At 69.1% G+C, this 23,348-nt stretch carries 25 protein-coding genes; 7 read left to right on the top strand and 18 right to left on the bottom strand.

Going from position 1 to position 23,348, the window contains the following annotated elements; genetic code table 11:
- Positions 1–4 precede the first annotated feature (4 nt).
- The gene (locus P2T65_RS05805; RefSeq protein ID WP_276199384.1) at positions 5–1,321 is read left to right on the top strand and encodes an extracellular solute-binding protein; all 1,317 of its coding nucleotides are present in this window, start codon (positions 5–7) and stop codon (positions 1,319–1,321) included.
- A 72-nt stretch (positions 1,322–1,393) separates the two neighbouring features.
- Here P2T65_RS05805 and P2T65_RS05800 read toward each other — a convergent pair whose 3' ends face one another.
- A complete protein-coding gene (locus P2T65_RS05800) occupies positions 1,394–2,530 on the bottom strand; it encodes a citrate synthase (protein ID WP_276199383.1) in 1,137 nt (378 codons plus the stop codon).
- A gap of 87 nt (positions 2,531–2,617) precedes the next feature.
- Here P2T65_RS05800 and P2T65_RS05795 point away from each other — a divergent pair, with 87 nt between their 5' ends.
- The gene (locus P2T65_RS05795) at positions 2,618–3,817 is read left to right on the top strand and encodes a citrate synthase family protein (protein ID WP_245282631.1); all 1,200 of its coding nucleotides are present in this window, start codon (positions 2,618–2,620) and stop codon (positions 3,815–3,817) included.
- Between the two features lie 22 nt (positions 3,818–3,839).
- On the opposite strand, the gene P2T65_RS05790 is transcribed toward P2T65_RS05795, so the two are convergent.
- From P2T65_RS05790 to P2T65_RS05780, 3 genes are read right to left on the bottom strand one after another with little or no spacing between them, the layout of a single operon-like run.
- Positions 3,840–3,998 (bottom strand): hypothetical protein, encoded by a 159-nt coding sequence (locus P2T65_RS05790; RefSeq protein ID WP_019401734.1) that lies wholly within the window; start codon positions 3,996–3,998, stop codon positions 3,840–3,842.
- Between the two features lie 20 nt (positions 3,999–4,018).
- Positions 4,019–4,984: an SDR family oxidoreductase gene (locus P2T65_RS05785; RefSeq protein WP_055458949.1), complete on the bottom strand. Its 966-nt coding sequence runs from the start codon at positions 4,982–4,984 to the stop codon at positions 4,019–4,021.
- Positions 4,985–5,031: 47 nt separating this feature from the next.
- Positions 5,032–5,364 (bottom strand): four-helix bundle copper-binding protein, encoded by a 333-nt coding sequence (locus tag P2T65_RS05780; RefSeq protein WP_055458564.1) that lies wholly within the window; start codon positions 5,362–5,364, stop codon positions 5,032–5,034.
- Between the two features lie 138 nt (positions 5,365–5,502).
- On the opposite strand from P2T65_RS05780, the gene P2T65_RS05775 reads away from it, so the two are divergent.
- Positions 5,503–6,270 (top strand): Crp/Fnr family transcriptional regulator, encoded by a 768-nt coding sequence (locus P2T65_RS05775; protein WP_276199382.1) that lies wholly within the window; start codon positions 5,503–5,505, stop codon positions 6,268–6,270.
- Positions 6,271–6,444: 174 nt separating this feature from the next.
- Here the strand turns inward: P2T65_RS05775 and P2T65_RS05770 are convergent, their stop codons facing one another.
- From P2T65_RS05770 to P2T65_RS05740, 7 genes are all read right to left on the bottom strand, one after another.
- Complete coding sequence (locus P2T65_RS05770; RefSeq protein WP_245282632.1) at positions 6,445–7,572, bottom strand: GGDEF domain-containing protein; 1,128 nt, start codon at positions 7,570–7,572, stop codon at positions 6,445–6,447.
- A gap of 118 nt (positions 7,573–7,690) precedes the next feature.
- A complete protein-coding gene (locus P2T65_RS05765; protein ID WP_276199381.1) occupies positions 7,691–8,845 on the bottom strand; it encodes an MFS transporter in 1,155 nt (384 codons plus the stop codon).
- A gap of 9 nt (positions 8,846–8,854) precedes the next feature.
- Positions 8,855–10,183: a protease gene (locus P2T65_RS05760; protein ID WP_276199380.1), complete on the bottom strand. Its 1,329-nt coding sequence runs from the start codon at positions 10,181–10,183 to the stop codon at positions 8,855–8,857.
- Between the two features lie 73 nt (positions 10,184–10,256).
- Positions 10,257–11,465, bottom strand: a complete 1,209-nt coding sequence (locus P2T65_RS05755; protein ID WP_276199379.1) for an NnrS family protein — start codon at positions 11,463–11,465, stop codon at positions 10,257–10,259.
- Between the two features lie 35 nt (positions 11,466–11,500).
- Complete coding sequence (locus P2T65_RS05750; RefSeq protein WP_055458569.1) at positions 11,501–12,241, bottom strand: ATP-binding cassette domain-containing protein; 741 nt, start codon at positions 12,239–12,241, stop codon at positions 11,501–11,503.
- Positions 12,238–13,068 (bottom strand): ABC transporter permease subunit, encoded by an 831-nt coding sequence (locus tag P2T65_RS05745; RefSeq protein WP_276199378.1) that lies wholly within the window; start codon positions 13,066–13,068, stop codon positions 12,238–12,240. The genes P2T65_RS05750 and P2T65_RS05745 overlap by 4 nt, the downstream gene beginning before the upstream one ends.
- The gene (locus tag P2T65_RS05740; protein ID WP_276199377.1) at positions 13,058–14,017 is read right to left on the bottom strand and encodes an ABC transporter substrate-binding protein; all 960 of its coding nucleotides are present in this window, start codon (positions 14,015–14,017) and stop codon (positions 13,058–13,060) included. Before P2T65_RS05740 ends, P2T65_RS05745 begins: the two co-directional genes overlap by 11 nt.
- Before the next feature lie 224 nt (positions 14,018–14,241).
- Between P2T65_RS05740 and P2T65_RS05735 the strand changes: the two genes are divergently transcribed.
- Genes P2T65_RS05735 through P2T65_RS05725 form a run of 3 tightly spaced genes read left to right on the top strand, consistent with a single transcriptional unit; the run spans position 14,242 to position 15,341 of the window.
- On the top strand, positions 14,242–14,712 hold the full coding sequence (locus tag P2T65_RS05735; protein ID WP_055458572.1) for an Rrf2 family transcriptional regulator: 471 nt from the start codon (positions 14,242–14,244) through the stop codon (positions 14,710–14,712).
- On the top strand, positions 14,709–15,014 hold the full coding sequence (locus P2T65_RS05730) for a DUF6522 family protein (protein ID WP_055458573.1): 306 nt from the start codon (positions 14,709–14,711) through the stop codon (positions 15,012–15,014). The genes P2T65_RS05735 and P2T65_RS05730 overlap by 4 nt, the downstream gene beginning before the upstream one ends.
- Positions 15,015–15,035: 21 nt before the next feature.
- Entirely contained in the window at positions 15,036–15,341 is a 306-nt protein-coding gene (locus P2T65_RS05725; protein ID WP_346348315.1) for an HPP family protein, read from the top strand.
- A gap of 147 nt (positions 15,342–15,488) precedes the next feature.
- Here the strand turns inward: P2T65_RS05725 and P2T65_RS05720 are convergent, their stop codons facing one another.
- The 5 genes from P2T65_RS05720 to P2T65_RS05700 all read right to left on the bottom strand — a co-directional run bounded on the left by P2T65_RS05720 (position 15,489) and on the right by P2T65_RS05700 (position 20,057).
- A complete protein-coding gene (locus tag P2T65_RS05720; protein ID WP_019400149.1) occupies positions 15,489–15,773 on the bottom strand; it encodes a putative quinol monooxygenase in 285 nt (94 codons plus the stop codon).
- 72 nt (positions 15,774–15,845) lie between these two features.
- Entirely contained in the window at positions 15,846–17,216 is a 1,371-nt protein-coding gene (locus P2T65_RS05715) for a Gfo/Idh/MocA family oxidoreductase (protein ID WP_071924715.1), read from the bottom strand.
- A 20-nt stretch (positions 17,217–17,236) separates the two neighbouring features.
- Positions 17,237–18,499, bottom strand: coding sequence for a TRAP transporter large permease (locus tag P2T65_RS05710; protein ID WP_063188741.1), 1,263 nt, complete (start codon positions 18,497–18,499; stop codon positions 17,237–17,239).
- On the bottom strand, positions 18,496–19,077 hold the full coding sequence (locus tag P2T65_RS05705) for a TRAP transporter small permease subunit (protein WP_055458578.1): 582 nt from the start codon (positions 19,075–19,077) through the stop codon (positions 18,496–18,498). Before P2T65_RS05705 ends, P2T65_RS05710 begins: the two co-directional genes overlap by 4 nt.
- Positions 19,074–20,057 (bottom strand): TRAP transporter substrate-binding protein, encoded by a 984-nt coding sequence (locus P2T65_RS05700; protein WP_055458579.1) that lies wholly within the window; start codon positions 20,055–20,057, stop codon positions 19,074–19,076. The genes P2T65_RS05705 and P2T65_RS05700 overlap by 4 nt, the downstream gene beginning before the upstream one ends.
- 229 nt (positions 20,058–20,286) lie before the next feature.
- Here P2T65_RS05700 and P2T65_RS05695 point away from each other — a divergent pair, with 229 nt between their 5' ends.
- Entirely contained in the window at positions 20,287–21,186 is a 900-nt protein-coding gene (locus P2T65_RS05695) for a LysR substrate-binding domain-containing protein (protein ID WP_055458580.1), read from the top strand.
- Positions 21,187–21,189: 3 nt separating this feature from the next.
- Here P2T65_RS05695 and P2T65_RS05690 read toward each other — a convergent pair whose 3' ends face one another.
- Positions 21,190–21,888 (bottom strand): class II aldolase/adducin family protein, encoded by a 699-nt coding sequence (locus P2T65_RS05690; RefSeq protein ID WP_055458581.1) that lies wholly within the window; start codon positions 21,886–21,888, stop codon positions 21,190–21,192.
- 14 nt (positions 21,889–21,902) lie between these two features.
- A complete protein-coding gene (locus tag P2T65_RS05685; RefSeq protein ID WP_276199376.1) occupies positions 21,903–23,336 on the bottom strand; it encodes an FGGY family carbohydrate kinase in 1,434 nt (477 codons plus the stop codon).
- Positions 23,337–23,348: the final 12 nt, after the last annotated feature.

Below are 23,348 nucleotides of genomic sequence, written 5' to 3'. Positions count from 1 at the left end.
CGCGATGGCGGAGGATATCGCTTGGGCAAGGAATGACGGCTGGCGTCTGTCACGCCGCCAAATGCTGCAGCTCTCGGCCGGGGCCGCGCTCGCCGGCCTCCTGCCGCGCACGGCCATGGCCGCGGGGCTCGAACTCAACGTCTTCGGCCATCGCGTCCACCAGGCTGCCGCGACGACCGGTCCGGGCGGCGACGCGACGGAGGCCTGGCGCCAGAAGAGCGGCAACACCGCCTCTTGGGTGACGCTCGGCGACGTCAACGCCATCCACGAACGCCTCCTGCGCGAGGCGACGCTCGGCACGACGACAATCGACGTCGCCTATCTGCTCAACGGCCGGGCCGTGCCGCGCAACCTCAAGCTCTTCACGCCGCTCGACAGCTTCCAGAAGGAGACGCCGATCGCCGAGTTCGACGACATCGCGCCGGGGCTCGTGAAGCCCCTGCAGCTCGACGGCGCGCTCTACGGCGTGCCCGTGCGCCACGCCACCAATGTCATCATCTACAATGAGGCGCTGTTCGAGGAGCGCGGCGTCGCCCTGCCGAAGACCTTCGAGGAACTCGTCGAGGCGGCGCGCAAGCTCACCTTCAAACGCGACGACGGAACCCAGGTCTACGGCCTCGCCTTCACGCCGGTCTTCGCCTCGAACTTCCTGACCATCGCCCGCTGCCTCGATGGCGACTACATGACGGAGGACCGGAAGATCGTGGCGGCCGAGGCTCCGATGGTCGAGGCGCTGAAGGTGCTCGCCTCGCTGTACAAGGACGGCGTCCTGCCGCGTAACACGGCGACGCTCAACAACGAGGAACTGACGACCTGGATGCAGCAGGGCCGGGCCGCCATGAGCATCCAGCCCTTCGCCCGCCTCGCCTCCTACAACGACCCGCAGAAGTCGCGCTATCCGGGCAAGCTCAAGCCACTCGTGCCGCCGATGGCCGAGGCGCTCGTCGGCAAGGCGAGCTATGCGCCGACGGTCGAGTTCTGGTCGCTCGTCATTCCGGCCAATTCCAAGAACCAGCGCACCGCCTGGGATTTCATCCGGCACCTGTCCTCGCCCGCCGCGACGACGCAGATGGCGCTCAATGGCAACGGGCCGGTGCGGATCAAGACCTATGCCGACCCGGCCTTCGGCAAGAGCTACCCTTACGCCAGCGTGGAGGCCGAGGCGGTGGCCGCCTCACGCATCCACCTGCCCGCCTTCGACGAGCAGGCCCGCGCCCACGATATCTTCATCGAGGAGACGCAGGCCGCCGTCTTCGGCATGAAGACGCCGCAGGATGCCATGGCGGAGGCGGTGAAGCGCGTCGCGCCCCTGCTCGGCTGACGTTGCCCTTCAAGCACCGGGCGCACTCCCCGGGTCCGATCCGATCAGGTTTCAATCTGACGGGATCCGGCTCTACGCGCCTGGCCGCGATGCCGGCATCGGCCCGACATAGCGCGACTGCGGCCGGATAAGCCGGCCGGCCTTTTCCTGCTCCAGCACATGGGCCGTCCAGCCCGCCATGCGGCCCGCCGCGAAGACATTGGTGAAGCTCTCGCGTGCAAAGCCCACGGCCTCGAGGACGAGCGCCGTATAGAACTCGACATTGGTCTCGAGCGGCCGCAGCGGCTTGCGCTCGGCGAGCAGGGCAAGGGCCTCCGCCTCCACCGCCTCGGCAAAGCGGATGCGGCCGCCGGCATCGCGCAGGCCGGTCACGGCGCCCTTCAGCACGTCGGCCCGCGGGTCGCGCACGCGATAGATGCGGTGGCCGAAGCCCATCAGCCGTTCGCCGCGCGCCAGCGCCTCTGTCAGCCACGGACGGATCCGGCCTTCCTCGCCGATGGCGTCCAGCATGTCGAGCACCGGCCCCGGCGCCCCGCCGTGGAGCGGCCCCTTGAGGGCGCAGAGCGCGCCGATGACCGATGAGAACAGCCCCGCCTTGGTCGAGGCGATGACGCGCGCCGTGAAGGTCGATGCGTTGAGGCCGTGGTCGGCGACGGTGACGAGATAGGTGTCGAGCGCGCGCACATGGCTCTCTGCAGCCGGGCTGCCGTGCAGCATCCTGAGGAAATCCGCTGCCTGCCCCAGATCCATATCCGGCGCGACCGGGTCCTCCCCGGCGCGGCGGCGGTGGATCGCCGCGGCGAAGACCGGCACCGCCGCGACCGCGAGCACGTGATGCGGCCCCTCCTCCGCGTCCGCCAGCGCCGACAGCAGCAGGCGCAGCGCCTCGACCGGCGCGAGGCCGTCCGTCGCCGGCAGCAGCGGCGGCAGGAGCGCGAAGGCGTGGGTGCGCGCACGGCCGAGCGCGCTGCGGATCTCGGCCTCCTCCATCGGCTCGGGCGCGAGGTCCCGCCACAGCAGGCCGAGCACGCTCTCGAAGCTTCTGCTCGCAAGGGCCTCCAGATCGTGCCCGCGCACGATCAGGCGCCCGGCCGCGCCATCGACATGGCTCAGCACGGTTTCGGCGGCGATGACATCGTCGAGCCCCGGCGCGGCATGAGCGGCAAGCGGGGCAAGGGCGGGCGGTAATGGGTTTGAACGGCTCGTCATGGTCATCCTCGCGAAAAGCTTGCCACGAGGATGGCGCTGGAATACATATAGTCAATATTGATTCATGTAATCAATCTAGGAGCGACGGTGGCGCAGCACGACCGGTTCATGGACGCGGCGGCGGCTGCGCAGAGCCTCGGCGTCAGCCGGGCGACGCTCTATGCCTATGTAAGCCGCGGCCTCATCCGCGCGGGCGAGGCCGCGGGCGATCCGCGCCGGCGCCTCTACAGCGCGCACGACATCGAGGCGCTCAAGCGACGCAAGGAAACCGGCCGCCGACCCGCTCGGGTCGCGGAGACGACGCTCGACTGGGGCCTGCCGGTCCTCGCATCCGCCATCACGCTCATCGAGGACGGCCGCCTCTACTATCGCGGCCACGAGGCGACCCGCTGGGCCGAGACGGCGACGCTGGAGGACACGGCGCGGCTCCTCTGGAACTGCGAGGGGCGGAATCCCTTTGCGGAGGCGCCCTCAGGAGTACCATCCCCCTGGGATGCCGCGCTCCTCGCCCGCCTTGCCCACCTGCCGCTGTCGGAACGATGCCAGGCGCTGCTGCCGCTCGTTCCCACCGGCCGCGCCATCGCCTGGCAGCGCGACGTGCGCAGCCTCTGGCCCGGCGCCGTGGCCTTGCTGCGTGCGACCGCCGCCGCGGCCAGCGGGACGGAGCCGGACGGCGACGACGTCCACCGGCATCTCGCCCGGGCCTGGCATCTCGACGAGAGGGGCGCCGACATCCTGCGACGGGCGCTGGTGCTCGCCGCTGATCATGAGCTCAATGCCTCAGCCTTCGCCGTGCGCGTCGTTGCCTCGACGGGGGCCTCGCTCGGCGCCTGCCTGAACGCCGGCCTCGCGGCCCTGAGCGGTCCCCTGCACGGCGGCACGACGAGCCTGGTCGAGATCCTGTTCGATGAGGTGGAGCGGGCCGGCGATGCGGCCGCGGTCGTGGAGGCGCGGCTCAGGCGGGGCGAAGGCGTGCCGGGCTTCGTCCACCCGCTCTATCCGGAGGGTGACCCGCGCGCCGCCGCCCTCCTGCCGCTGCTGCCGGCGGATGCTGCCCGCGATGCCCTGGCGGAGGTCATGCAGACAAGCGCCGGGCGGCTGCCCAACATCGATTTCGCGCTGGTGGCCCTGCGCCGGGCGTTCAACCTGCCGGCGGGCGCGGCGCTCGCGATCTTCGCCGTCGGCCGCACCGTCGGCTGGATCGCCCACGCGCTGGAGCAGCGGCTGGAGGACAGGCTCATCAGGCCCCGCGCACGCTACACCGGACCTTCCGCCGAGGGTGTCTGAGAAGGGCGAAACCGCCCCGCGCTCACTCGCGGCGGTCTCCGTAGAGCTCCTTGATCTTGCGGTGCTGCTTCTCCCGCTCGCCGGGGCTCAGCCGCCGGCGCCGCATCAGGACATAGATGACGGCGGCCGCGAACAGCACCGGGCCGATGGCGACGAGGAAGAACCAGAAATACTCACCCATGGGTGCCTCCGTCCTCCGCCTCAGTAGCCGCCGATGATGGGCAGGATCTCGCCCGTGATGTAGCTGGAACAGTGCGGCGAGGCGAAGAAGACATAGGCGGGCGCGATCTCCTCCGGCTGGGCCGGGCGCTTCATCGGCACCTTGGCGCCGAACTGCGCGACCTGCTCCGGCGGCCGCTCGGACGGGTTGAGCGGTGTCCACACGGGCCCGGGCGCGACAGCGTTGACGCGGATGCCGCGCGACACCAGGTTGGCCGCCAGCGCCCGCGTGAAGGCGTGGATGCCCCCCTTGGTCATCGAATAGTCGATGAGTTCCTTGCTGCCGTCGATGCCGGTAATCGAGCCGGTGTTGATGATGGCCGAGCCCGGCTTCATGTGCGGGATCGCCGCCTTGGCCATGAAGAAGTAGCCGTAGAGATTCGTCTTCAGCGTCGTGTCGAAATGCTCCGGCGTGAGATCCTCGATGTCGGAGGCGTGGTACTGGAAGGCGGCGTTGTTGACGAGCACGTCGAGCTTGCCGAATTCGTCGAGCACGCGCTTCACCGTCTCCTCGCAGGTCTCCTGCCTGCCGACGTCGCCGGGCAGCAGGATGCAGCGGCGGCCCTCCTTCTCCACCGCACGCCGCGTCTCCTCGGCGTCCTCGTGCTCCGAAAGATAGGCGATGGCGACATCGGCCCCCTCGCGCGCGAAGAGCACCGCCACGGCCCGGCCGATGCCGGAATCGCCGCCGGTGATAAGCGCCGTCTTGCCTTCGAGCTTCTTCGAGCCGAGGTAGTAGGGCGCATCGTACATCGGTGCCGGCGAGAGCTTGGCCTCGACGCCGGGCTTGCGGTGATGCTGCTCCGGGAAGGGCGGCTCGGGATAGCGGCGCGCGCCGGCCTGCATGGCGCCATCACCGCCGCCGCCGTCCTTGCGACTGTCAGCGGCATCGACCTTCTTCTGCACCTCACGCTGGCGCGCCGCTGCGGCGCGGGCGTTGTGCGACATGCCTGGGCGAGTGTCGGACACGAAAACCTCCGGGCTGCGGAACAGTGTCACGCCGCCATCTTGCGGCAATGCTCGGCACAGGTACGGCAGGCCTCGACACAGGCCTGCATGTCCCCGAGCCGCTGGCAATCATCGGCGCATTGGCTGCAAATCTCGGCACATTCGGCACATACGTGCCGGTGATGCTCGGAGCCGATGAGCATGAAATGCGCGGCCGTGCGGCAAATCTCGGCACAGGCCATCATCAGCGTGAAATGCCGCTTTTCGGTATGGGCGCCGCCGAGCGCCAGACAGTGTCCCATCGCGGTCGACTGGCACGTTCCATAGCAGTGAAGGCAGGCATCGATGCAGGCTCGCATGTTCCGGTCGGTGTGATGCATGGCAGCTCTCCCTGTCCTGGCCCCCCAATCGCGTCCGGTCCCGATTGTTCCCCGCCGGGCGGAACCGCGCCGCTCCTATGCGCATTGAGCGATGGCCGTTGCCGGGGAGCGGTCCCGGCCACTGGATGGAGTCCGCCCATGAGCCCATTGTCGGGGAAGAGGAGCCCCCTGCTGCGGAAGCTGAGCAACTTCAGTACCTTTGATGCCGATGAGACGGCCGCGATCGAGGCGCTCGCATCCGAGCCCGTGCCCTACCGGCCGCGCGAGATCATCATCGAGGAAGGCGAGCGGCCGCAGGGCGTGAACCTTGTCCTGTCTGGCTTCGCCTGCCGCTACAAGGCGCTGCCGGACGGCCGGCGCCAGATCCTCGGCTATTTCGTGCCGGGCGACATCTGCGACTTGCGCGTGTTCGTCCTCGAGGAGATGGATCATTCCATCGCGGCCGTGACGGCGGCGGAGGTGGCCGTCCTGCCGGCGGAGGAGATCCGGCAGGTCACTGCCCGGTTCCCGCGCATCACCACCGCCCTGTGGTGGGCGACGCTCGTCGAGGAGGCGATCTCGCGCGAGTGGATCCTCAACATGGGCCGGCGCTCGGCCGGCGAGCGCACGGCCCATCTCTTCTGCGAAATCTATCACCGCCTCAAGGCGGTGGAACTCGCCGACGGGGGGCGCTTCACGTTTCCGGTCACGCAGCAGGAGCTGGCCGATGCCCTCGGCCTTTCCGTCGTCCACGTCAACCGGACGCTGCAACTGCTGCGCCGACGCGGACTCGTCGACATGGAGAACGGTACGGTCATTCTGCCCAACCTCGAGGCGCTGGAAGACTACGCCATGTTCAATCCCCGCCACCTCCATCTGCGCGAGCGGGCGCGGCCCGATGCCTCGGCGCCGCTCGAGACGACCTGAGATGCACCATCCTCAGGGCGCGGTTGCGGCCGCGTTTCTGGCTGCCCGAGCAGCCTGAAACCGAGAGGATATCCGGCATGCCCGTCCCGGTTCGGCGACGAGGACGGCGCAGGCCGAGTCGAATCGCAGAGCGGCGAGCGATGCGCCGCCCAGACAACCGGCCGTACGGGCGGCTCAGGCGGGGATGGCGCCGTGCCGCCGCACGCGGTTGCGCCCGGCCCGCTTGGCCGCATAGAGCGCCGCATCCGCGCGCGCCACCAACTGCCCAAGGCTTTCGCCGGCGCGGGCTTCTGCCAGGCCGAAGCTCGCCGTGACCTGCCAGCCGTCGGGCAGGGAGCCGAACCGCGCCTCGCTGACCGACGCCCTCAGCCGCTCGGCGAAGGCCGCGGCGCCCTCCGCGTCGCACCCGGACAGGAGCAGTACGAATTCCTCGCCACCGAAACGGCCCCCAAGATCGCCTCGCCGCATCGCCCGCCGCACCAGGGCCGCGAAGGTGCGCAGCACCTCGTCGCCGGCCGGATGGCCAAGGGTGTCGTTGATGTTCTTGAAGCGGTCGATGTCGGCGATGACGAGGCATAGCGGATGGCTGTGACGGTCGGCGAGCCGCTGCGCGGCACCCTCCTCGAAGCCGCGCCGATTGAGAATGCCGGTCAGCGGGTCGAGGTTGCCCGTGCGGCGCAGGTCCTCGATGACATCACCGACCGTCACGGCAAGGAGCGCAAGCGCCAGGGCGACACCGAGCACGGCGAGCGAGAACTGCAGCGCGAGCCAGAACGGCGACAGGCCGAACTGGGCCGGATCCGGCGCCGCGACGCCAACGGTCAGGATCGTCCGCGGGAAGAAATGCAGGGCAAAAGCCAGGAGCGTCCAGAACAGCACGCGCTCCGTCAGGCGCCCCTTGCGCATGTCACGCAGTCGCCAGGCCGTTGCGAGGCATATCAGCCCATAGCCGAAATTGAGGATGTAGATGCGGACCAGCAGGTCGCGGTCGACATAATAGAAATACGCGATGCCCCCGACGATGAGGAGTGTGATGGCGGCCTTCTCGGCCAAGGAGGTGCGCTTGCCGGTCCGGGCGAGCAGCCCTTCGGTGAAGGCGAGCACGCTCGCAGTGTAGATGAAGGCCGAAACGACGGCATTCGGCCCGGCGCCGGGCGGGATCTGCAGGATCTGCGACAGCGTGCCGAGACAGAACAGCAAGCAGGAGGCGCCGAAGACCAGAAGGTGCCTCCGGCGGCGGTCGAAGGTCCACGCCAGCACGAAGCTCGCCGCAAAGACGAGCAATATGGTCGGACCTACCAACAGAACCAGCCGCATGGCGCTGCGCGATGCCCCATTTTCCGCAAGGTCTGTCCGGCGCTGCATATCGCCCGCATGCAACCTCTGCAAGTTGCGTCGGTTGCGGCCGGGCGCTGCCCTGCTAGCGCATCGCGCGCCGTCCGACGGCGAGCGCCGCCATCGCGAACAACCCACAGGCCAGCGCGACGAAGATCGGCAGGCCATGGCCGGCTGCCTGCATGGCGAAGCCGGCAAGCGCCGGGCCGACGAGCGCGCCGACGCCCCAGAACAGGCCCATGCCCGCATAGATGCCGATGATGTCGCTGCCGGAGAATCGGCTGCCCACGATCGCCAGCATCAGCGTGTAGATGCCGACGAAGACGCCACCCCAGACGAAGAGGAGGGCGTAGGTCATCGCGGGACTGGCGAGCGCAAAGGGCCAGACGGCGGCACCGAGGGCCGACACCGCAGCGAGGGCGACGATCAGGCGCTCCCGGTCCATCCGGTCGCCTAGCCAGCCGATGGGCACCTGCAGGACGATGGCGCCGAACATCATGTAGGCCATGAGCTGCGTGGCATCGCCCTCGCCCCAGCCGAGCGACATGGCGTAGAGTGTGAGGAAGGTCAGTCCGGCCGTCTCGATTGCCGCATTGAGGGCCGTGGCGCCCATGGCGACCGGCGCAAGACGCATGTAGCGCAGGGGATCGCCGTGGGCGGGCTTCTCGAAGGCCGGCGCCGCGATCCGAGCAAAGGCGATGAAGAGAGCAGCAGAGGCCGCAAGGGTGGCGCCGATGCCATAGGCAGTGAAGCCCTCCGACCCCACGAGCGACAGGATCAGCGGTCCGAGCGCGAAGCCGACGGACAGGGCGGCGGTGTAGGCGCCCATCGTCCGTGCCCGCGAGCGCTCGGTGCTCAACGCGTTCAACCATGTCTCGGACAGGACGAACAGCACCTCAGAGGCCGCGCCGAGCAGTATGCGCAGTGGAAACCAGAGCCACACCAGGGGTATCAGCGGAAAAAGGCACAGGAGCAGCGCCGCGCAGCAGAGCGCGCCGGCGATCGCCCGCCGCAGTCCCAACCGGGCCCCGATCCGTGGAAGGAGGAAGGCCATGGCGAGGACGCCGACGGCATGCATCGCCGCATTGGCACCGATGAGGCCCTCGCTCAAGCCGCGTTCCGCCAGATCGAGCGCGATCAGCGCCGCGCTCAGGCTGTAGGTCAGCCCGAAAACCGCCGCCGTGGCGATGATGCCCGCACGGGCCAGGACGGCGCTGCCCCCGACGATGCTGGTGTACACGCGAACCTCTCAGTCGCCGGACGGCACGGCGGCGGCAGCCGAATGGTCGGACGGAGCCGGATGGACGCGGCCGCCGTCCGGCCGCGGCTCGAACTGGGCGATCAGGGCGCCGACGGCCCGGGCGTAGTCGAGGACGATGCCGGGCGTCCAGGCCATCCACGCCGCCCGGCGGCGCAGCAACCCTGCGATCCACAGCTCGGGTGCGCAGAGGAGGCGCAGCAGCAAGGCGGGTGATCGCGCCGCCTCGGCAAAACGGCCCTCAATGGCGACCTCGAGCGCACTCGCAACCGCGCTGGAGCAGTTGCGATCCGTGAGATTGTAGGTCGCATCCGCTCGGTAGACCTGCCAGAACGCGCGCAGCGCCCGCCGATTGAGGCCGGCGAGCCGCACCTGCACGGTCGAGGGGCACCATTCCGCACTCTCCTCGGCATAACTCGGCTTGAACAGACCGGGCACGTCGTTGTCCGGGGTTGCCCTGAGGGCGCGGGCGAACTGGGAGGGCGCCCGGTCGATCTCAACCGCGGGATAGTGGCTGATGTAGATGTCCGGCGGCGCCTCGAGCGCGGCATGACCGGTCGAGACGATGCCCTTCTCGTCCCGGGCCGCGACATAGCGCTCGACGCCCCTGTGCAGGGGCACGATGCCGCCGGTCGGCGTCCACACGTGCACGATGACGTCGCCCTCGTCCGGCCCCTCACCCCGAACGGGAAGGATCCGCCGCGGAGAGCCGGGCCTCAGATCCCGTGCGCGCCCCCTTGCTAGAATCATCGCGACGGACGTGTCGAGCGGCAGCCGTCGGATGCGCAGCGCCAACCCGCACAATCCCATGGCCGATACGATCATCAGGGTGCCGACGTCGGCACCGACTTCCCCCTGCCAATGGCTCGGCCAGGGCACGAAGGACCAGAGGCCGATCAGGAACTCGACGGCCGCCTTCACGATGGAGAGCCGCCAGCGGTGAAAGCGCACGACATAGGCGCTGCTCGCCCGCCAGACGGCGTCACCGACGAGGAGCGCGCCGACCAGGATGCCAACGAGGATGCCGCTGTGCCATGGCGCCTCGATGATCAGGAGAACGATGATGAGGAGAACGGCCGCCTTGCCGAGACGCAGCAGCCGGCGCCCGTCCGGTGCCGAAAGGCCGCTGACCGCGGAGAAGGCGGCATCGACGAGCAGCGGAATGGCGAAATAGGTGGACGAGAAACGCAGGCTGTCGTCGAGCGCGGTCACGACGAAGAAGAGGCCGATCGCCATCCACAGAAGCCCGAGGACCCCCACGAGCCACCACTTGCGACGCACCATGCCGCCGCCGATAAGCAGGAGAAGAAGCTCCAGCATGCTTGGCCACGCCCCCGGACACCGGCATGTCGCTCGCTCCGCAGCCGGCATCGTATCCCGCGACGTCGCCATGCTAGTTCGCCCCCTTGTCCAAAGTGTTAACGGTGGCGGCCGGCTCCGGACAATCGGGCAGCGCAGGGGCGAGCATGAACGGCAGGAAACCCTGCAGCCACAGCCCGAAGGCGCTCGCCCACAGGAGGGCGGCGAGGCCGTAGTGCAGCCCGTGAAGCGCCGCAACAAGCCCTGTCTCGGGGGCGGTGCGCACCAGCGCGGCCATCGCGACGAGCAGGAACGCGGCCCTCGCTTGCCACGGCATCGCCAGTATCCGGCCGGTGTGCCTGAGGCCTGCGATGGCGAAGACGGCGAGCAGCGCGAGGCCGAGGCAGCCCATGCCCAGCATGTGCAGCCCGGCGGCGGGGGAGACCGATGCCCCGAGCTGCCCCGCGCCGATGAGCAGAAGGCCGGTCCCCGCTGCGGCATTCGCGCCGGCCAGAGCCAGCACGTGGCTTGCCAGCACGCTGCGCCCCACGAACCATTCCGCCAACCGGTCCATGAAGGCCGCGCCGGCAGCGAGCGCGAGGAAGGCCGGCGCCGAGGATTGCGGAAAGGCGAGCTGTGCCGCCCCGTAGAGGGCCGTGAGCCCGGCGGCGAGATTCTGGCGTCCGGGATGGGGCTTGTAGGGCGTCGTCTCACCAGAAGGATCGAGCGCCAAGTTAAGCACGACCACGTTGATCCGCGACAGAGACAGCGCGAACAGGATCACGAAGACAAGGAGGCTCGCGACGAGCAGGCGCTGCGCGAGCGCGAATTCGCCCGCCATCCAGGCAAGGCGGATGGCCATTTCAGCCGCAACGAGCACCACGAGCCAAGCCGCGAAGGACCAATGACGCCACAGGCGCCGCCGCGCCATCGGGACGGCGACATGGGCAAGGAGCAGTGACAGGAAGGCGGCATCGCCTGCGAGCGCCAGCGGCACGAGCGCATCGGCGGCGAGAAGCCCGACGATACGCCCTGGCAACCAGACCCCCACGAGGAGGAGCAGCGCCGGGCCGCGGGGCCGGTCCGTATCGGTCCATTCCGGCACGGCCGAGGTCAAGAAGCCGGCGAGCGCGGCGGCACAGGTGCCGAAGACCATCTCATGCGCGTGCCATTGGCCCTGGGGCACCACGCCCGAGAAAGGCAGGTCGAGCGACAAGACCAGCGTCCACAGGAGCGGCCAGAGGGCGCCGTGCAAGGCGGCGACGGGAAAGAAGAGGCGCAGGCCTTCGTCGAGGAGAAGCAACGGCTGCAACCTAACCGAACGTTCGACGGAGACGCTCATTGCAGCCGTCCGGCCCCGTCGAGGATTTCGGCGAAGGCCTCTTCGCATGACCAGGCCGCTACGAGGTCGAAAACGAAGCGCTCGTCCCGCGCGCCCGGCCGGCCGGGTATGGCCCGCAGGTCGATGATGCCGCGCCGGCGGGCCGAGAGCACGACCAGCCGGTCGGCGATGCGCGCGGCTTCACCGAGATCGTGCGTCACGAAGAGGGCGCAGAAGCCCTCGCGCGCCGCCGCCTGCGCGAGGTGATCCTGCATCATGCGGCGCAGCCCGGCATCGACGGCCGAGAACGGCTCGTCGAGAAAGACCACGTCCGGCGCGACGGCGAGCGCACGGGCCACTGCTGCACGCTGGCGCATGCCGCCAGACAGTTCCGGCGGGAACTTGTCTAGATCATCAGCCTCGAGGCCGACCTCCCTTGCTCGCACGGCGGCGATCTCCCGCCTGTGCCGGCGGGGCGTCCCCGCGCAGGCGAGGCCATAGGCGATGTTGTCGCGCGCCGTCAGCCATGGCAGCAGCCGCGGCTCCTGGAAGACCATGGCGTGGCGCCTGTACGCGCGATGCACGCGGCCACGCAGCGGCACGACGAGCCCGGCGGCGATGTGCATTAGCGTCGTCTTACCGCAACCCGACGGGCCGACGAGAGCGACGATCTCGCCGGCGGCTAGGGCGAGGTCGATGCCTTCGATGACAGTGCGGCCGAGGAAGGCATGGCCGACATTTTCCAGCCGCAGCTTCATGGCCTGACGCTCCAAGGCTGTTTGACACTCCCCGACTGCCCGGCCGTGCGCCAGCGCTCGGCCGCCTCGCGCAGCGGCTGCAGAACGAGGTGATCACTGCCGAGCGCGCAGAGGACGACGAGGACCGTCAGGGCCATGACCTGCGGGATGTCGAACAGGGCGCGCGCTCTGGCGAGTGCACCGCCGACACCGCCGGCATTGCCGAGGAGTTCTGCCATCACCGCGACCTTCCAGGCGGTGCCGATGGCCGTTGTCCAGGCCGCGAAGAGATAGGAGAGAAGATGCGGCAGCGTCACATCCCGGAAGCGGCGGAGCGGCCCGGCGCCGAAGGCGCGCGCCATGGCGTCGAGGCCGCGGTCCCGCGTCGCCACCCCTTCCAGCGCTCCCGCGAAGGAGATGGGCAACGCCGCGACGACGACGGTGGCGACCGCCGAGCCGCCCGAGGCGCCGAACCAGATGAGGGCGAGGACGATCCACGAGATCGGCGGCACGCCGAGGATGAAGGTGACGACCGGCTTCATCAGCCTCAGGGCGGCAAAGGAATAGCCGGCGACGGTTCCCGCGGCCGCGCCGATGCCGGCCGCAAGCATAAAGCCGTTGAGCGCGCGCAGCCCCGTCTCCTTCACGGCCGCGCCGAACCCCGGCTCAGTCGCGAGATCGGCGAGTGTCGCGAGTGTCGTCAGCGGATCCGGCAGGATGAAGGCCCCATAGATCTCGTGCGCCATCTGCCAAGCGGCGGCGAGGCACAGGAGCCCCGTCGCCCCGGCCCAGGCCGACCAGAGATAGCGCCCGAACCAGGCGGCCACCCCCTTCGCGTCAGAGCGCATAGAAGCCGGCATCGGGCTGGCCGCCGCCGATAATGCGCGGGTCGTCTTCGGCCAAGGCGGCAAAGAAGCCTGTCAGCGCCTCGCGGGCGGCGGAGGCACGCAGGGCGACGAGATTGCTGGAGGCGATCGCACGCCCGACGACCGGTGCCGGCAGTTCGAGAGCCGTTGCGGCGGCTCCGCCCGCAGCAGCCGGATCGGCCTTCACGCGGGCAAGGGCGGCTTCGAGCGCCCCCTGCAGGGCTTCGAGCCCCTCCCCGCCTAACCTGTCGGCTAGCGCTGGCATCACAGCGAGGCCGGCCTGCGGCATGGAGGCCGCACCCGTGGCCACCTGCCAGGCCCGCCGGCAATCGACGGCGCGCACCAGTTCCTTGCCCGCCATGCCGCCGCGCAGGATGGCGGCCGAGGCCGCCGGCTCCGACAGGAGCGCGGCATCAACCCGTCCTGCGAGGAGAAGCTGCACGGCCTCCGGCGGCGAGCCGACGTAGTCGAGATGGATATCCCTGCCCGGCGTCAGCGCGGCCTTGGCCAGAAGCCGCCGCAGCACGAGGTCAGGCATGTCGTTGGCGAACGGAACGGCGACACGCCGGCCGGCAAGTCCGACGACCCCCTCCGCGTCAGGCGTGCCGACCACATAGAGCAGACCCTCCGTCAGGACGTTGAGAAGCCGCAGGCCGGCACCCCTGTTGTAGAAATTGGCCGCGACATAGGTCGGCACCACGACCGCCTGCATCGTGCCGCCCGCGATCCCGGCGCGCATCTCGTCAGGCGAGCGCCAGACGCGAAAGTCGAGGGACTGGCCCTGGATACTTCCTGCGGCCACCGCCTGCGCCAGGAGGACGGAGGGTGCCGCGGGCGGGCCCCAGAGCGTCATGGCTGGCGAGGCGGCGAGGGCGGGGCGCACGGCGAGAGCGGCGATGCCGGACAGCATGAGATGACGGCGATCGATCATGACCAATCCTCAGTTTCGTTGGGCTTCCGGCCCGATCACAGACAGGCGGAAGCCCGGGTGGCGCCGGCCCTCCGTCTTGGAATACTTAAAAAGACATATTTTGTATGTCTTTTTTATCGCGCAGGCTTGCCGGCTCCTGTCAAGGGTGGGGACTCGCCCATGTTGAAAAATCGCATCGACGATGCATCTTTTCCGAACACCTTCGCGCATGGGACCCTGCGGGCATGAGGCTCACGAACTTTTCCGACTATGCCCTGCGCATGCTGATGCTGGCGGCATCGGCCGGTGCGCGGCTTATCACCATCGAGGAGACGGCGCGCACCTTCGGCATCTCCCGCGCCCATCTGATGAAGGTAGCGACAGCGCTGACCCGCGCGGGCTTCCTGAAGGCGGTGCGTGGCCGATCCGGCGGCCTTGCCCTGGCGCATGACCCGAAGGACATCAGACTCGGCGACGTCGTGCGGGCGACCGAGCCCGATTTCCATCTCGTCGAATGCTTCGCCACGGACGATACCTGCCTCATCACGCAGCCCTGCCGGCTGCCGCGCATCCTGCGCGAGGCGCTCGATGCCTTCACCGCGACGCTCGACCGCTACACCCTCGCCGACATCCTGCTGAAGCCGGAGGACTTTCTGCAGTCGGCCGCCCGAGATGGGCGGGTCGTATCTCGCTATCGTGACCGGAGCAACCGATGAGACATGCCAGACGCCTGAACCGTAGCAGTGACGGTGGCTTCCTCGTCGACGCGACCCTGCTCGGTGGCCTCCTCGGCATCGCGCCCTCCGCGCTGCCCGAGCTGATGCGCGCCGGTGAGGTCACCAGTCTGTGCGAGCGCGGCGAGGAGGAGCACCAGGGGCAGTACCGGTTGACCTTCTTTCACAAGGGGCGCCGGGTGCGCCTCACCGTCGACGAGGCGGGTGAGGTGCTCCGGCAGTCGGTCGTCGATTTCGGCGAACGCACCTTGCCCGGGGCCATGCATCGCCCGGGCGGGCCCTGACCACCGTCAGTTGATGGAGGGATCGGCGCGCAGGCGCTCGGCGGCGGACATCTGATCGCCGCAACCATCGGTCTCGGCGTGATGAACTTCTTCGGCACGAATGCGGCCATCATGGCGCTCGCCGTTGGTCTCGCCATAGCCGCGATGCTCGTAACGCGCAGGACCCACGCACCGGCCGGCGCCAACCCGCTCCTTGTCATGCTCGCCGGGGCCGACTGGTCCTTCCTCGTGACGCCGGTGCTCACCGGCGCGATGACGCTCGTCGCCGCCGCCCTCCTCTATCACCGCTGCACCGGGCGGAGGGACTATCCGCGCTACTGGTCGTGAAATACCGGCACCTTCTGCAAGATCGAGGTGAGGATCAAGAACCGGCCGCTGGCCGGCAATCCGAAATCCTTGCAGATGACGGTGTTTGGCCTGGTGCGGCTCGTGGAAAACCGCGTGCGCACCCACGCGCTAGGGTGCGCGTGAGCCTCAGCCGATGCGCGTCATGCGCCGCACGTCGGCGGACCTGATGATGCCGCGGCTGCGCTCACCATGGGCCACGAGGTGCGGAGCCGCGAGGTGCCGGTCGAGCGCCGCCTCGTCGCGCCAGTTCTCGTAGAAGATGAAGAGGCCGGGATCGGCGTTGTCCCGGTGCAGGTCGTACTGGATGCAGCCGTCTTCCGCCCGCGTCGGGGCGATGAGTGCTTCGAGCGCCGCACGGGCGGCTTCTTCCTGTCCCTCCTCGGCGCGGATGATGGCGACGACGGTCAGCATGGGCGAACGAACCTCCGGCAAGTGTCCCAACGTGAAGGGGCCGGCGGCGAGCCGGCCCCGTCGCCACCGATCCTACTCGGCCGCGATGCGCCGCGCAGCCGCCTCATGCTCCATGGCGCGGCGCACGCGCACGGCCTCGCTGTCGGCGATCTCGACATCTTCCCAGCGCACGACGCCGCCGGGCGCGACTGGCCGCTTCAGCGCCACCTTGTGCGCAAGGCCGATGGGCAGCGCGCCGATGGCGAGCGAATCCTCCGCCCGCATCACCCGCCCCCAGACGGTGTAGCCGCCTTCGCCGTCGAGCATCTCGCCCGGCACCAGTGCCTTCTTGGCGACGGCCACGACGTCCGAGCGGAAGGCGCTCGGCGCGCCCGTCGCCTCGCCGCGCAGCGCGGCATTGGCGACGCTGACGCCGAGCTCGAGGCCGATGAGATGCACGGTACGGTAGAGCGCGGCATAGCGGCCGGACGGGTCCACGGTGATGTTGTATTCGCGGAAGCAGCGGCGGGCGTAGTCGCCGCGCGCATCACCGTCCGCCGCCTCGAAGACGACGTAGACGCCCCAGCGCAGGTCGTTGACCACCTGGCGCCCGTCGCGCTCGACGCTGGTGACGACCTCGACCATGCCCTTGCGCTCGAGCACGCCGCCGTCGGCGACGGGCCTGAGAACCTGGGGCAGGTCGTGCACGCCGGCGGGCGGAAAGAGGAGGCCGTCCTTCGGCGCGAGCAGACCCGTCGCGTTCGAGATCGCGGCCATCTCGATGGACGATTTGGTGCCGTCGATGAAGGAGTTGAACATCTGCGGGTTCATGCCGCCGAGGGCCGCCTGTTCCGGCGTGATGCCGAAATGCGTCCACACCGTCTCCGGCGTCGACTGGTGGTAGCTCGGCATGTACTTGGTGCCCTTGCCGGCGGCGACGACGCGGAAGCCGCAGGTCTCGGCCCAGTCCACCATCTCGCAGACGAGCGCCGGCTGGTCGCCGTAGGCGAGCGTGTAGACGAGGCCGGCCTTGCGGAATTCCTCCGCGAGATAGGCGCCGGCGAGCACGTCCGCCTCGACATTGACCATGACCATGTGCCGGCCGTTTCTCGCGGCCAGAAGGGCGTGGCGAATGCCGGCGCCCGGATTGCCTGTGGCATCGATGACGACGTCGAGGCCATCAGCCTTGATAAGCGCCTCCGAATCCTCGCCGACGTGCGTGCCGCCCTTCGCCAGGGCATCGGCGAAGGAGGCGGCGGCGACGGCCTCGACGTCCCAGCCGGTGTTGGTCATGGCCTTGCGGGCGCGCTCGGCCGAGAGGTCGGCCACCGCCATGAGGTGCAGCCCGACTGTGGTGCGCACCTGCGAGAGGAACATCGAGCCGAACTTGCCGGCCCCGATGAGGCCGACCCGCACGGGCCGGCCCTCGGCTGCGCGACGCTTGAGCATGGAAGCGAGATTCACGGGGATTGCTCCTGTTCAGATCAGAAGTGGATGGTGAAGGCCGGCACGAAGGCGACGAGCCCGAGCAGCGTGATGGCGACGAGGTAGAACGGCCACATCTCGCGGGTGACGGCGCCTACGCTCTCGCGCGAGATGGCGGAGGCGATGAAGAGCGTCGTCCCCACGGGCGGCGTGAACAGGCCGATGGCGAGGTTGATCGTCATCATCACGCCGAGCTGGATCAGGTCGAGCCCGATGGCCCCGGCAAGCGCCACGAACAGCGGCCCGAGCAAGAGGATCGCCGCCGGCAGGTCGAGGAACATGCCGACGAAGAGCATGACGAGGTTCATCATCAGGATGACGAGCCAGGGCTCCTTGAGCGTGTTCAGCGCCCAGTCCGCCAGCATGGCCGGGATGTTCTCGACGGTCAGGATGAAGCCGATGAGGTTCGAGGCGGCGATCACCAGCATCACGACGCCCGTCGTCGCGAGCGTCGCGATGATATTGGCGAGAAGCCCCGTGCCGTTGAGGTCGCGGTAGAAGGCAAAGCGGATGATGAGCGCGTAGGCGACGGCGATGACGCTCACCTCCGTCGGCGTCGCGATGCCGAAGCGCAGAAGCACGACGATCATGAGCGGCAGGGAGATGGCTGGCGCCGCGACGAGCGCCGTCTTCGCCACCGCCTTCGCGCCGCCCTCGATGCGCACCACCGGCAGGTCGCGCGCGCGGCCGATGAGCCAGCACGAGACCATGAGCCCGATCGTCAGCATCGCGCCGGGCAGGAGACCGGCGAGGAAGAGCTGCGCGATGGAGGCGTTCGAGACCGCCGCATAGAGGATGAGCGGGATCGACGGCGGGATGAGCACGGCGATGATGGAGGAGGAGGCGGTGATGGCCGCCGCCAGCGCCGGCGGATAGCCCTCGCGCCGCATCCACGGGATGAGCATGGCCCCGAGCGCGGAGGCGTCCGCCACCGCCGAGCCCGACACGCCGCCGAACAGCGCCGAGCCGAACACGTTGACCTGGCCGAGGCCGCCGCGGAAACGCCCGACAAGCGCGGCGGCGAAGGCGATGAGCTGCTGTCCCAGCCGCCCCGACATCAGGAGCGCACCCGACAGGATGAAGAAGGGAATGGCAAGCAGCGGGAAGCTCTGCATCGGCTGGAAGATCTTGAGCAGCACCACCGTGCTCGGGATGTCGCCGAGGAGGAGGATCGCCGCCGTGCCGCTAAGGACGAGCGCATAGCCGATGGGCATGCCGACGAGCATGAACGCGGCAAAGAGAATAATGAGCAGGACCGTCATGACACGGCCTCACCATGGTGGCCGCCCGGCTCCATGCCTTCGCGCGCCTTGAGCGGGTCGCCCGCGTCGCCGGCGATCCGGAGGGCCGTGGTCAGCGCCGTGACGGCGATGAGCACGCAGCCGGTGACGAGCGCGAGATAGGCGAAGGACATCGGCAGGCCGAGAACCGGGAACCGCTCGGCGGACGTGACCTCGATCACCATGCGTCCTTCGAGCGCGAGGAAGACGAAGATCGCCGCGACGAGGAGCTGGACGATGACGAGCACGACGCGGCCCATGGCCCGCGGCATCAGCAGGATGCCGAACTCGACCACGATGTGCCGGCCGAACTGCGCCGCGACGACGATACCGGACATGGCGAGCCACGGGAACAGCAGGTCCGGCAGTTCGTTGACCCAACCGATGCTGGCGTTGGTAGCGTAGCGCACGATGACCGAGGTCATCACCGCCACGAAGAGCGCGACTGTGACGAGCGCACCGATCGCCTGGGCGAGGAGAAGCACGGTCCCGTCGATGATGCGCACGAGCGCGGCAAGGCCGCTGCCCGTGCGCTCGGCGGGACGGCTCAGGGCCGTCACGAGCCTGCCCGCGCGGCGTCGACGAGCTTCGGCACGAAGTCGCCGAACTGGGCTTGCCACTTGTCGTAGACCGACTTCGTCGCCTCGCGGAACGGACCGGGGTCGACCTCGTTCACAGCAACGCCGGCGTCCTTGATCTTCTGCAGCAATTCGCCGTCGGCCTTCAGAGACAGCTGGCGCTGGAAGTCGCGCGCCTCGCGCGCCGCCTCGAGGATGATGTCCTTCTCCTCCTGCGACAGGCCGGACCAGGCCATCTTGTTGATGAGGAAGGGCGTCACCTCGTACTTGTGTCCCGACAGGGACATGAACTTCTGCACTTCCTGGAATTTGGAATAGTAGATGTTCATGATCGGGTTCTCCTGCCCGTCCACGACGCCCTGCTGCAGGGCAAGGTAGAGCTCGGAGAACTTCATCGGCGTCGGATTGGCTCCGAGCGCGGCGAAGATATCGGTGCCCATCGGGTCTGGCGGCACGCGCAGCTTGAGCCCCTTGAGATCGTCCGGTTTCGTGATGGGGCGCACATTGTTGGTGATCTGGCGGATGCCGTTGTCCCACCAGGCGAGCACGATGAGGTTCTTCTCCTCGGCCTTCTTGGCAAGCTCGTCGCCGATCGGCCCGTCGATCACCTTCCAGGCGCTTTCGAGATTGTCGAAGAGGAACGGCAGGCCGAGCGTCGTCACTTCCGGCACCACGCCCGACAGCGAGCCCTGGCTGTTGAGCGACATGTCGAGCGTGCCAAGGCGCAGCGCGGAGATCATCTCCACGTCGTCGCCGAACTGGGCATTGCCGGCGACGGCCACGGTCAACTTGCCGCCACTCGCCTCCTTCACCTTCTCGGCGAAGGCAAGGGCGGCCGTATGCCGTGGATTGGTGTCCGACGTGGCATGCCCGAGGCGAAGGGTCTTGGCTTCGACGGCGATGCTCGACAGACCGAGCACGACCGCAAGGGTCGTCGTGGCCGCAACATTGATCCAGCGCATGGAACACCCTCCCGTTCGCGCCGCGCCCGCGCAAGGCGCGGCGACGTTGTAAAAATGAGATTTGCGTTTCCCGGCCATCGCCGCGCCGCGGCGATTACTTCCCTGTGCGATGGCTGCTTGGCTTTTTGCAGTGCAGCACTTGTTGTCACGGTTAAAAGGCTAGGACAGCTTGGTCTTTAGGACAAACCAGTTTTATGATCCGATTGTTTAGCTGGTCTGAAAGGTCGCCATGCATCTTCCCTACCGGGCCATCAGCGCCTTTCACGCTACCGCGCGCTGGCGCAGCCTGACCAAGGCGGCGGAAGAGCTCGGCGTCACGCCCTCGGCGATCAGCCAGCAGGTGCAGTTTCTCGAGACGCATCTCGGCACGTCGCTCCTGACGCGCCGGGGCCGCGGCATCGCCCTGACCGAGGCCGGCGAGCGCTATTTCGAGATGATCGACCCGGGGATCGAGCGCATCGCGACGGCGACGCGCAACATGCGCGGCTACAATGCGGTCACGGTGCTCACCGTCCGCGCTGCCCCCACGCTGGCGACCAAATGCCTGCTGCCGGCCCTCGCCGGCTTCCTCGACGACAACCCCGACCTCGAGGTGCGCATCGACGCGACGAACGAGCCGACGGACTTTGCCCGCGAGGGCGTCGATGTCGAGCTTCGTCACGGCGAGGGGCGCTGGCCGGGCCTGTTCGTCGATCCGGTCTACGAGGAGACGGTCATGCCGCTGTGTGCGCCGCAGCTCGCGCCGCCCGGCTCGCTCGGCGCCGCGGATCTGTTCGGCTTCCGCCTCATCCAGTCCGTCAAGACGCTGGTGCAGTGGCCGGACTGGTTCCGCCACGCGGGCATCGACATGCCCTCGCGCGTCAGGCGCGTGCTCTTCGACCGTTCGTACATGACGATCGAGGCGGCTGCCGACGGCATGGGCATCGCCCTCGAGAGCGACCTCACCACCTGGCGCGAGCGCCGCGACGGGCGCCTCGTCTGCCCCATGCGCGATCCGTTGCCCCTGCGCATGGTCTCGCAATGGTTCGTCTGCCCGCACCAGAACCTGCGCCACCGCAAGGTGCAGGTCTTCATCGCCTGGGCGCGGGAGGTCCTGTCCCGTCAGCCCGGCGGCGGCCGGCGTCCCTGAGCGCTATCCGGCGCCCCCGCGTGGCCGAGCGATGTCGTTGACGCCCTCCGCGTCTGGCGCAAGGCCGTAGCTCATGCGACGCATCTGGCCGATCACGCGCTCCATTTCGTCGTCGGGCAGGACCGGCGGGTCGCCGAGCGTCAACGCCTGGACATAGAGGCGCGACAGGGTCTCGACCTCGATGGCGAGCCACAGTGCCGCCTCCAGCGTCTTGCCGAGCGCGATCTGGCCGTGCTGGCCGAGGAGGCAGGCCAAGCGCCCCTCGAGCGCGGTAAGCGCGTTGTCGGACAGCGCCTGCGTGCCGAAAGTGGCATAGCCGGCGCAGCGGATGTCGTTGCCGCCCGCAACACCGACCATGTAGTGGAAGGCGGGGATGCGCTTGTGGTGGCAGGCGAGCGTCGTCGCATAGACCGAATGACAGTGCAGCACCACGTCGATGTCGTCCCGCCTGCGCAGGATGTCGCGGTGGAAGCGCCATTCGGATGACGGGCGGCGGCCGACATAGGTGCCGTCGAAGTCCATCTCGACAATGTCCTCCGGCGTCATCGTCTCATAGGGCATCGACGAGGGCGTGATGAGAAAACCATCGCCGGTGCGGACGGACAGGTTGCCCGCCGTGCCCTGGTTGATGCCGCTCGCATTCATGCGCCGGCAAATGTCCACCATCTCGCGGCGCAGGGCCTGCGTGTCGCTTGCTGCCATGGAACGCTCCTTTCTCATGATGTCGGGGCAGCCGGCCCGTCGCGATGCACCGCTTCGCGCCACCGCTCCGCATAGGCGGCAAAGACCGGCGGAAGCGGGCCGGCCTCGCTCAGATCGACGGGGGCCGGCTGCGATCGCTCACCATGGCCGGCGAGGAGTGCCGCTCCGGCCGCGACGCCATAGGCATCGAGGCTGAAGCGCACGCGCCGGCCGGGCGCGAAGGCGGCGGCAAGCGCCGGATAAAGCGGCTCGCGCACGAAGCTGCCATCGAGGACGACATCCCTCCCCGGCCCCAGCGCATCGAGGCACTCGGCCGTCAGCAGGGCGCAGTAAAGGACGGCGAGCGCCTTGCGCTCCGCTGGCGTCGCCGGCGGCTCGCCGCGGATATGGCCGCGCCCGGCGCTTCCGGGAAAGAGGCTGTCGCTGTCGCCGAAGGAGGGCATCGCCATGGTGCCGCGCGCGGCAAGCCGGGCGGCGGTCTCGATGGCGACAGGCTCCGCCGGGGCATCCGGACCCGCGATCGCCGCGAATTCCCGCCCGCCCATGCTGAGAACGCCGCCGAGCGGCGCGCCGAAGACATCGCTGTTGCAGGTCATGCCGCGATGCTCGTCGAGCCGCGCGAGCGGCGTTCCGCCCGACAACCCGACGATCCAGGTGCCGGTAGAGACGACGCTCGCCGCGCGCAACCCCGCCGCCTGGTAGCGATAGTAGTTCACGCTGCTGTCGTGGCCGCCGGCGAAGATGGCAAGGTCCTGCGGCAGCCCGTGACGGTCCGCGAGCACCGGCCGGATCCGGCCCACCGCCTGCCAGGCCCTGGCGAAGGGCGGCATCAGCCGTTCCCAGCCGCGCGCGCGCACGATCGCTGCCCAGCGCCGCTCGGGGACGTTCCACAGATGCGACTGGGCGCCGAGCACGCTCGCCTCCGAGACGGCAACGCCGGACATGACCCAGGCCCAGTATTGCGGGATGCCGAGATACCAGCGGGCCGCGGCGACCACCTGCGGCGCCTCCCGTTCCATCCAGAACAGCTGGCGTGCCTGGTGCGTCGCCCCGTGCATCAGCGCGCTGCCGCGGTCGAAGAACGGGCCAGCGAGCGGCGCATAGGCCTCGCGGACGTCCTCCGGCAGCGGCTGCTCGTAATCGATCATCGGCAGCGCCGCACCGTCGCCCGTGTCGGGATCGGCAAGGGCGAGGACGCCGCCGGAGCCGTGCCCGACCGGCACGAAGCCCTGCAGCGCATGGCGCTTCCCCAGCGTGCCGAGCCCGTCGAGCAGCCAGCCACGGATCGCCGCAAGGTCGTGGTGCCGCCAGGGCGGCCCCTCGCGCACCGGATTGGCCACGCTCAGGGTCTCGAGCACGCGCCCGTCGGCGTCGACGGCGCTCAGCTTGATGTTCGTCTTGCCGACGTCGAACACCGCGACGACGCCGCCGGCCCGCATCCCGGCCATCGCGTCCTCCGC

The organism is Chelatococcus sp. XZ-Ab1, from assembly GCF_029309855.1.
GTDB lineage: Bacteria > Pseudomonadota > Alphaproteobacteria > Rhizobiales > Beijerinckiaceae > Chelatococcus_A > Chelatococcus_A sambhunathii.
The sequence above is the reverse complement of the archived record's forward strand: the minus strand, read 5'-3'. Positions and strand labels throughout refer to the sequence as shown.

Excerpts from the sequence above, each read along its gene's own strand:
- P2T65_RS05730 (WP_055458573.1), top strand. The coding sequence starts at position 14,709 with ATGAGACATGCCAGACGCCTGAACCGTAGCAGTGACGGTGGCTTCCTC.
- P2T65_RS05745 (WP_276199378.1), bottom strand. The coding sequence starts at position 13,068 with ATGCGCTCTGACGCGAAGGGGGTGGCCGCCTGGTTCGGGCGCTATCTC.
- P2T65_RS05740 (WP_276199377.1), bottom strand. The coding sequence starts at position 14,017 with ATGATCGATCGCCGTCATCTCATGCTGTCCGGCATCGCCGCTCTCGCC.
- P2T65_RS05700 (WP_055458579.1), bottom strand. The coding sequence starts at position 20,057 with ATGCGCTGGATCAATGTTGCGGCCACGACGACCCTTGCGGTCGTGCTC.
- P2T65_RS05790 (WP_019401734.1), bottom strand. The coding sequence starts at position 3,998 with ATGGGTGAGTATTTCTGGTTCTTCCTCGTCGCCATCGGCCCGGTGCTG.
- P2T65_RS05735 (WP_055458572.1), top strand. The coding sequence starts at position 14,242 with ATGAGGCTCACGAACTTTTCCGACTATGCCCTGCGCATGCTGATGCTG.
- P2T65_RS05695 (WP_055458580.1), top strand. The coding sequence starts at position 20,287 with ATGCATCTTCCCTACCGGGCCATCAGCGCCTTTCACGCTACCGCGCGC.
- P2T65_RS05760 (WP_276199380.1), bottom strand. The coding sequence starts at position 10,183 with ATGCTGGAGCTTCTTCTCCTGCTTATCGGCGGCGGCATGGTGCGTCGC.
- P2T65_RS05805 (WP_276199384.1), top strand. The coding sequence starts at position 5 with ATGGCGGAGGATATCGCTTGGGCAAGGAATGACGGCTGGCGTCTGTCA.
- P2T65_RS05720 (WP_019400149.1), bottom strand. The coding sequence starts at position 15,773 with ATGCTGACCGTCGTCGCCATCATCCGCGCCGAGGAGGGACAGGAAGAA.
- P2T65_RS05800 (WP_276199383.1), bottom strand. The coding sequence starts at position 2,530 with ATGACGAGCCGTTCAAACCCATTACCGCCCGCCCTTGCCCCGCTTGCC.
- P2T65_RS05775 (WP_276199382.1), top strand. The coding sequence starts at position 5,503 with ATGAGCCCATTGTCGGGGAAGAGGAGCCCCCTGCTGCGGAAGCTGAGC.
- P2T65_RS05750 (WP_055458569.1), bottom strand. The coding sequence starts at position 12,241 with ATGAAGCTGCGGCTGGAAAATGTCGGCCATGCCTTCCTCGGCCGCACT.
- P2T65_RS05780 (WP_055458564.1), bottom strand. The coding sequence starts at position 5,364 with ATGCATCACACCGACCGGAACATGCGAGCCTGCATCGATGCCTGCCTT.
- P2T65_RS05690 (WP_055458581.1), bottom strand. The coding sequence starts at position 21,888 with ATGGCAGCAAGCGACACGCAGGCCCTGCGCCGCGAGATGGTGGACATT.
- P2T65_RS05685 (WP_276199376.1), bottom strand. The coding sequence starts at position 23,336 with ATGGCCGGGATGCGGGCCGGCGGCGTCGTCGCGGTGTTCGACGTCGGC.
- P2T65_RS05710 (WP_063188741.1), bottom strand. The coding sequence starts at position 18,499 with ATGACGGTCCTGCTCATTATTCTCTTTGCCGCGTTCATGCTCGTCGGC.
- P2T65_RS05785 (WP_055458949.1), bottom strand. The coding sequence starts at position 4,984 with ATGTCGCACAACGCCCGCGCCGCAGCGGCGCGCCAGCGTGAGGTGCAG.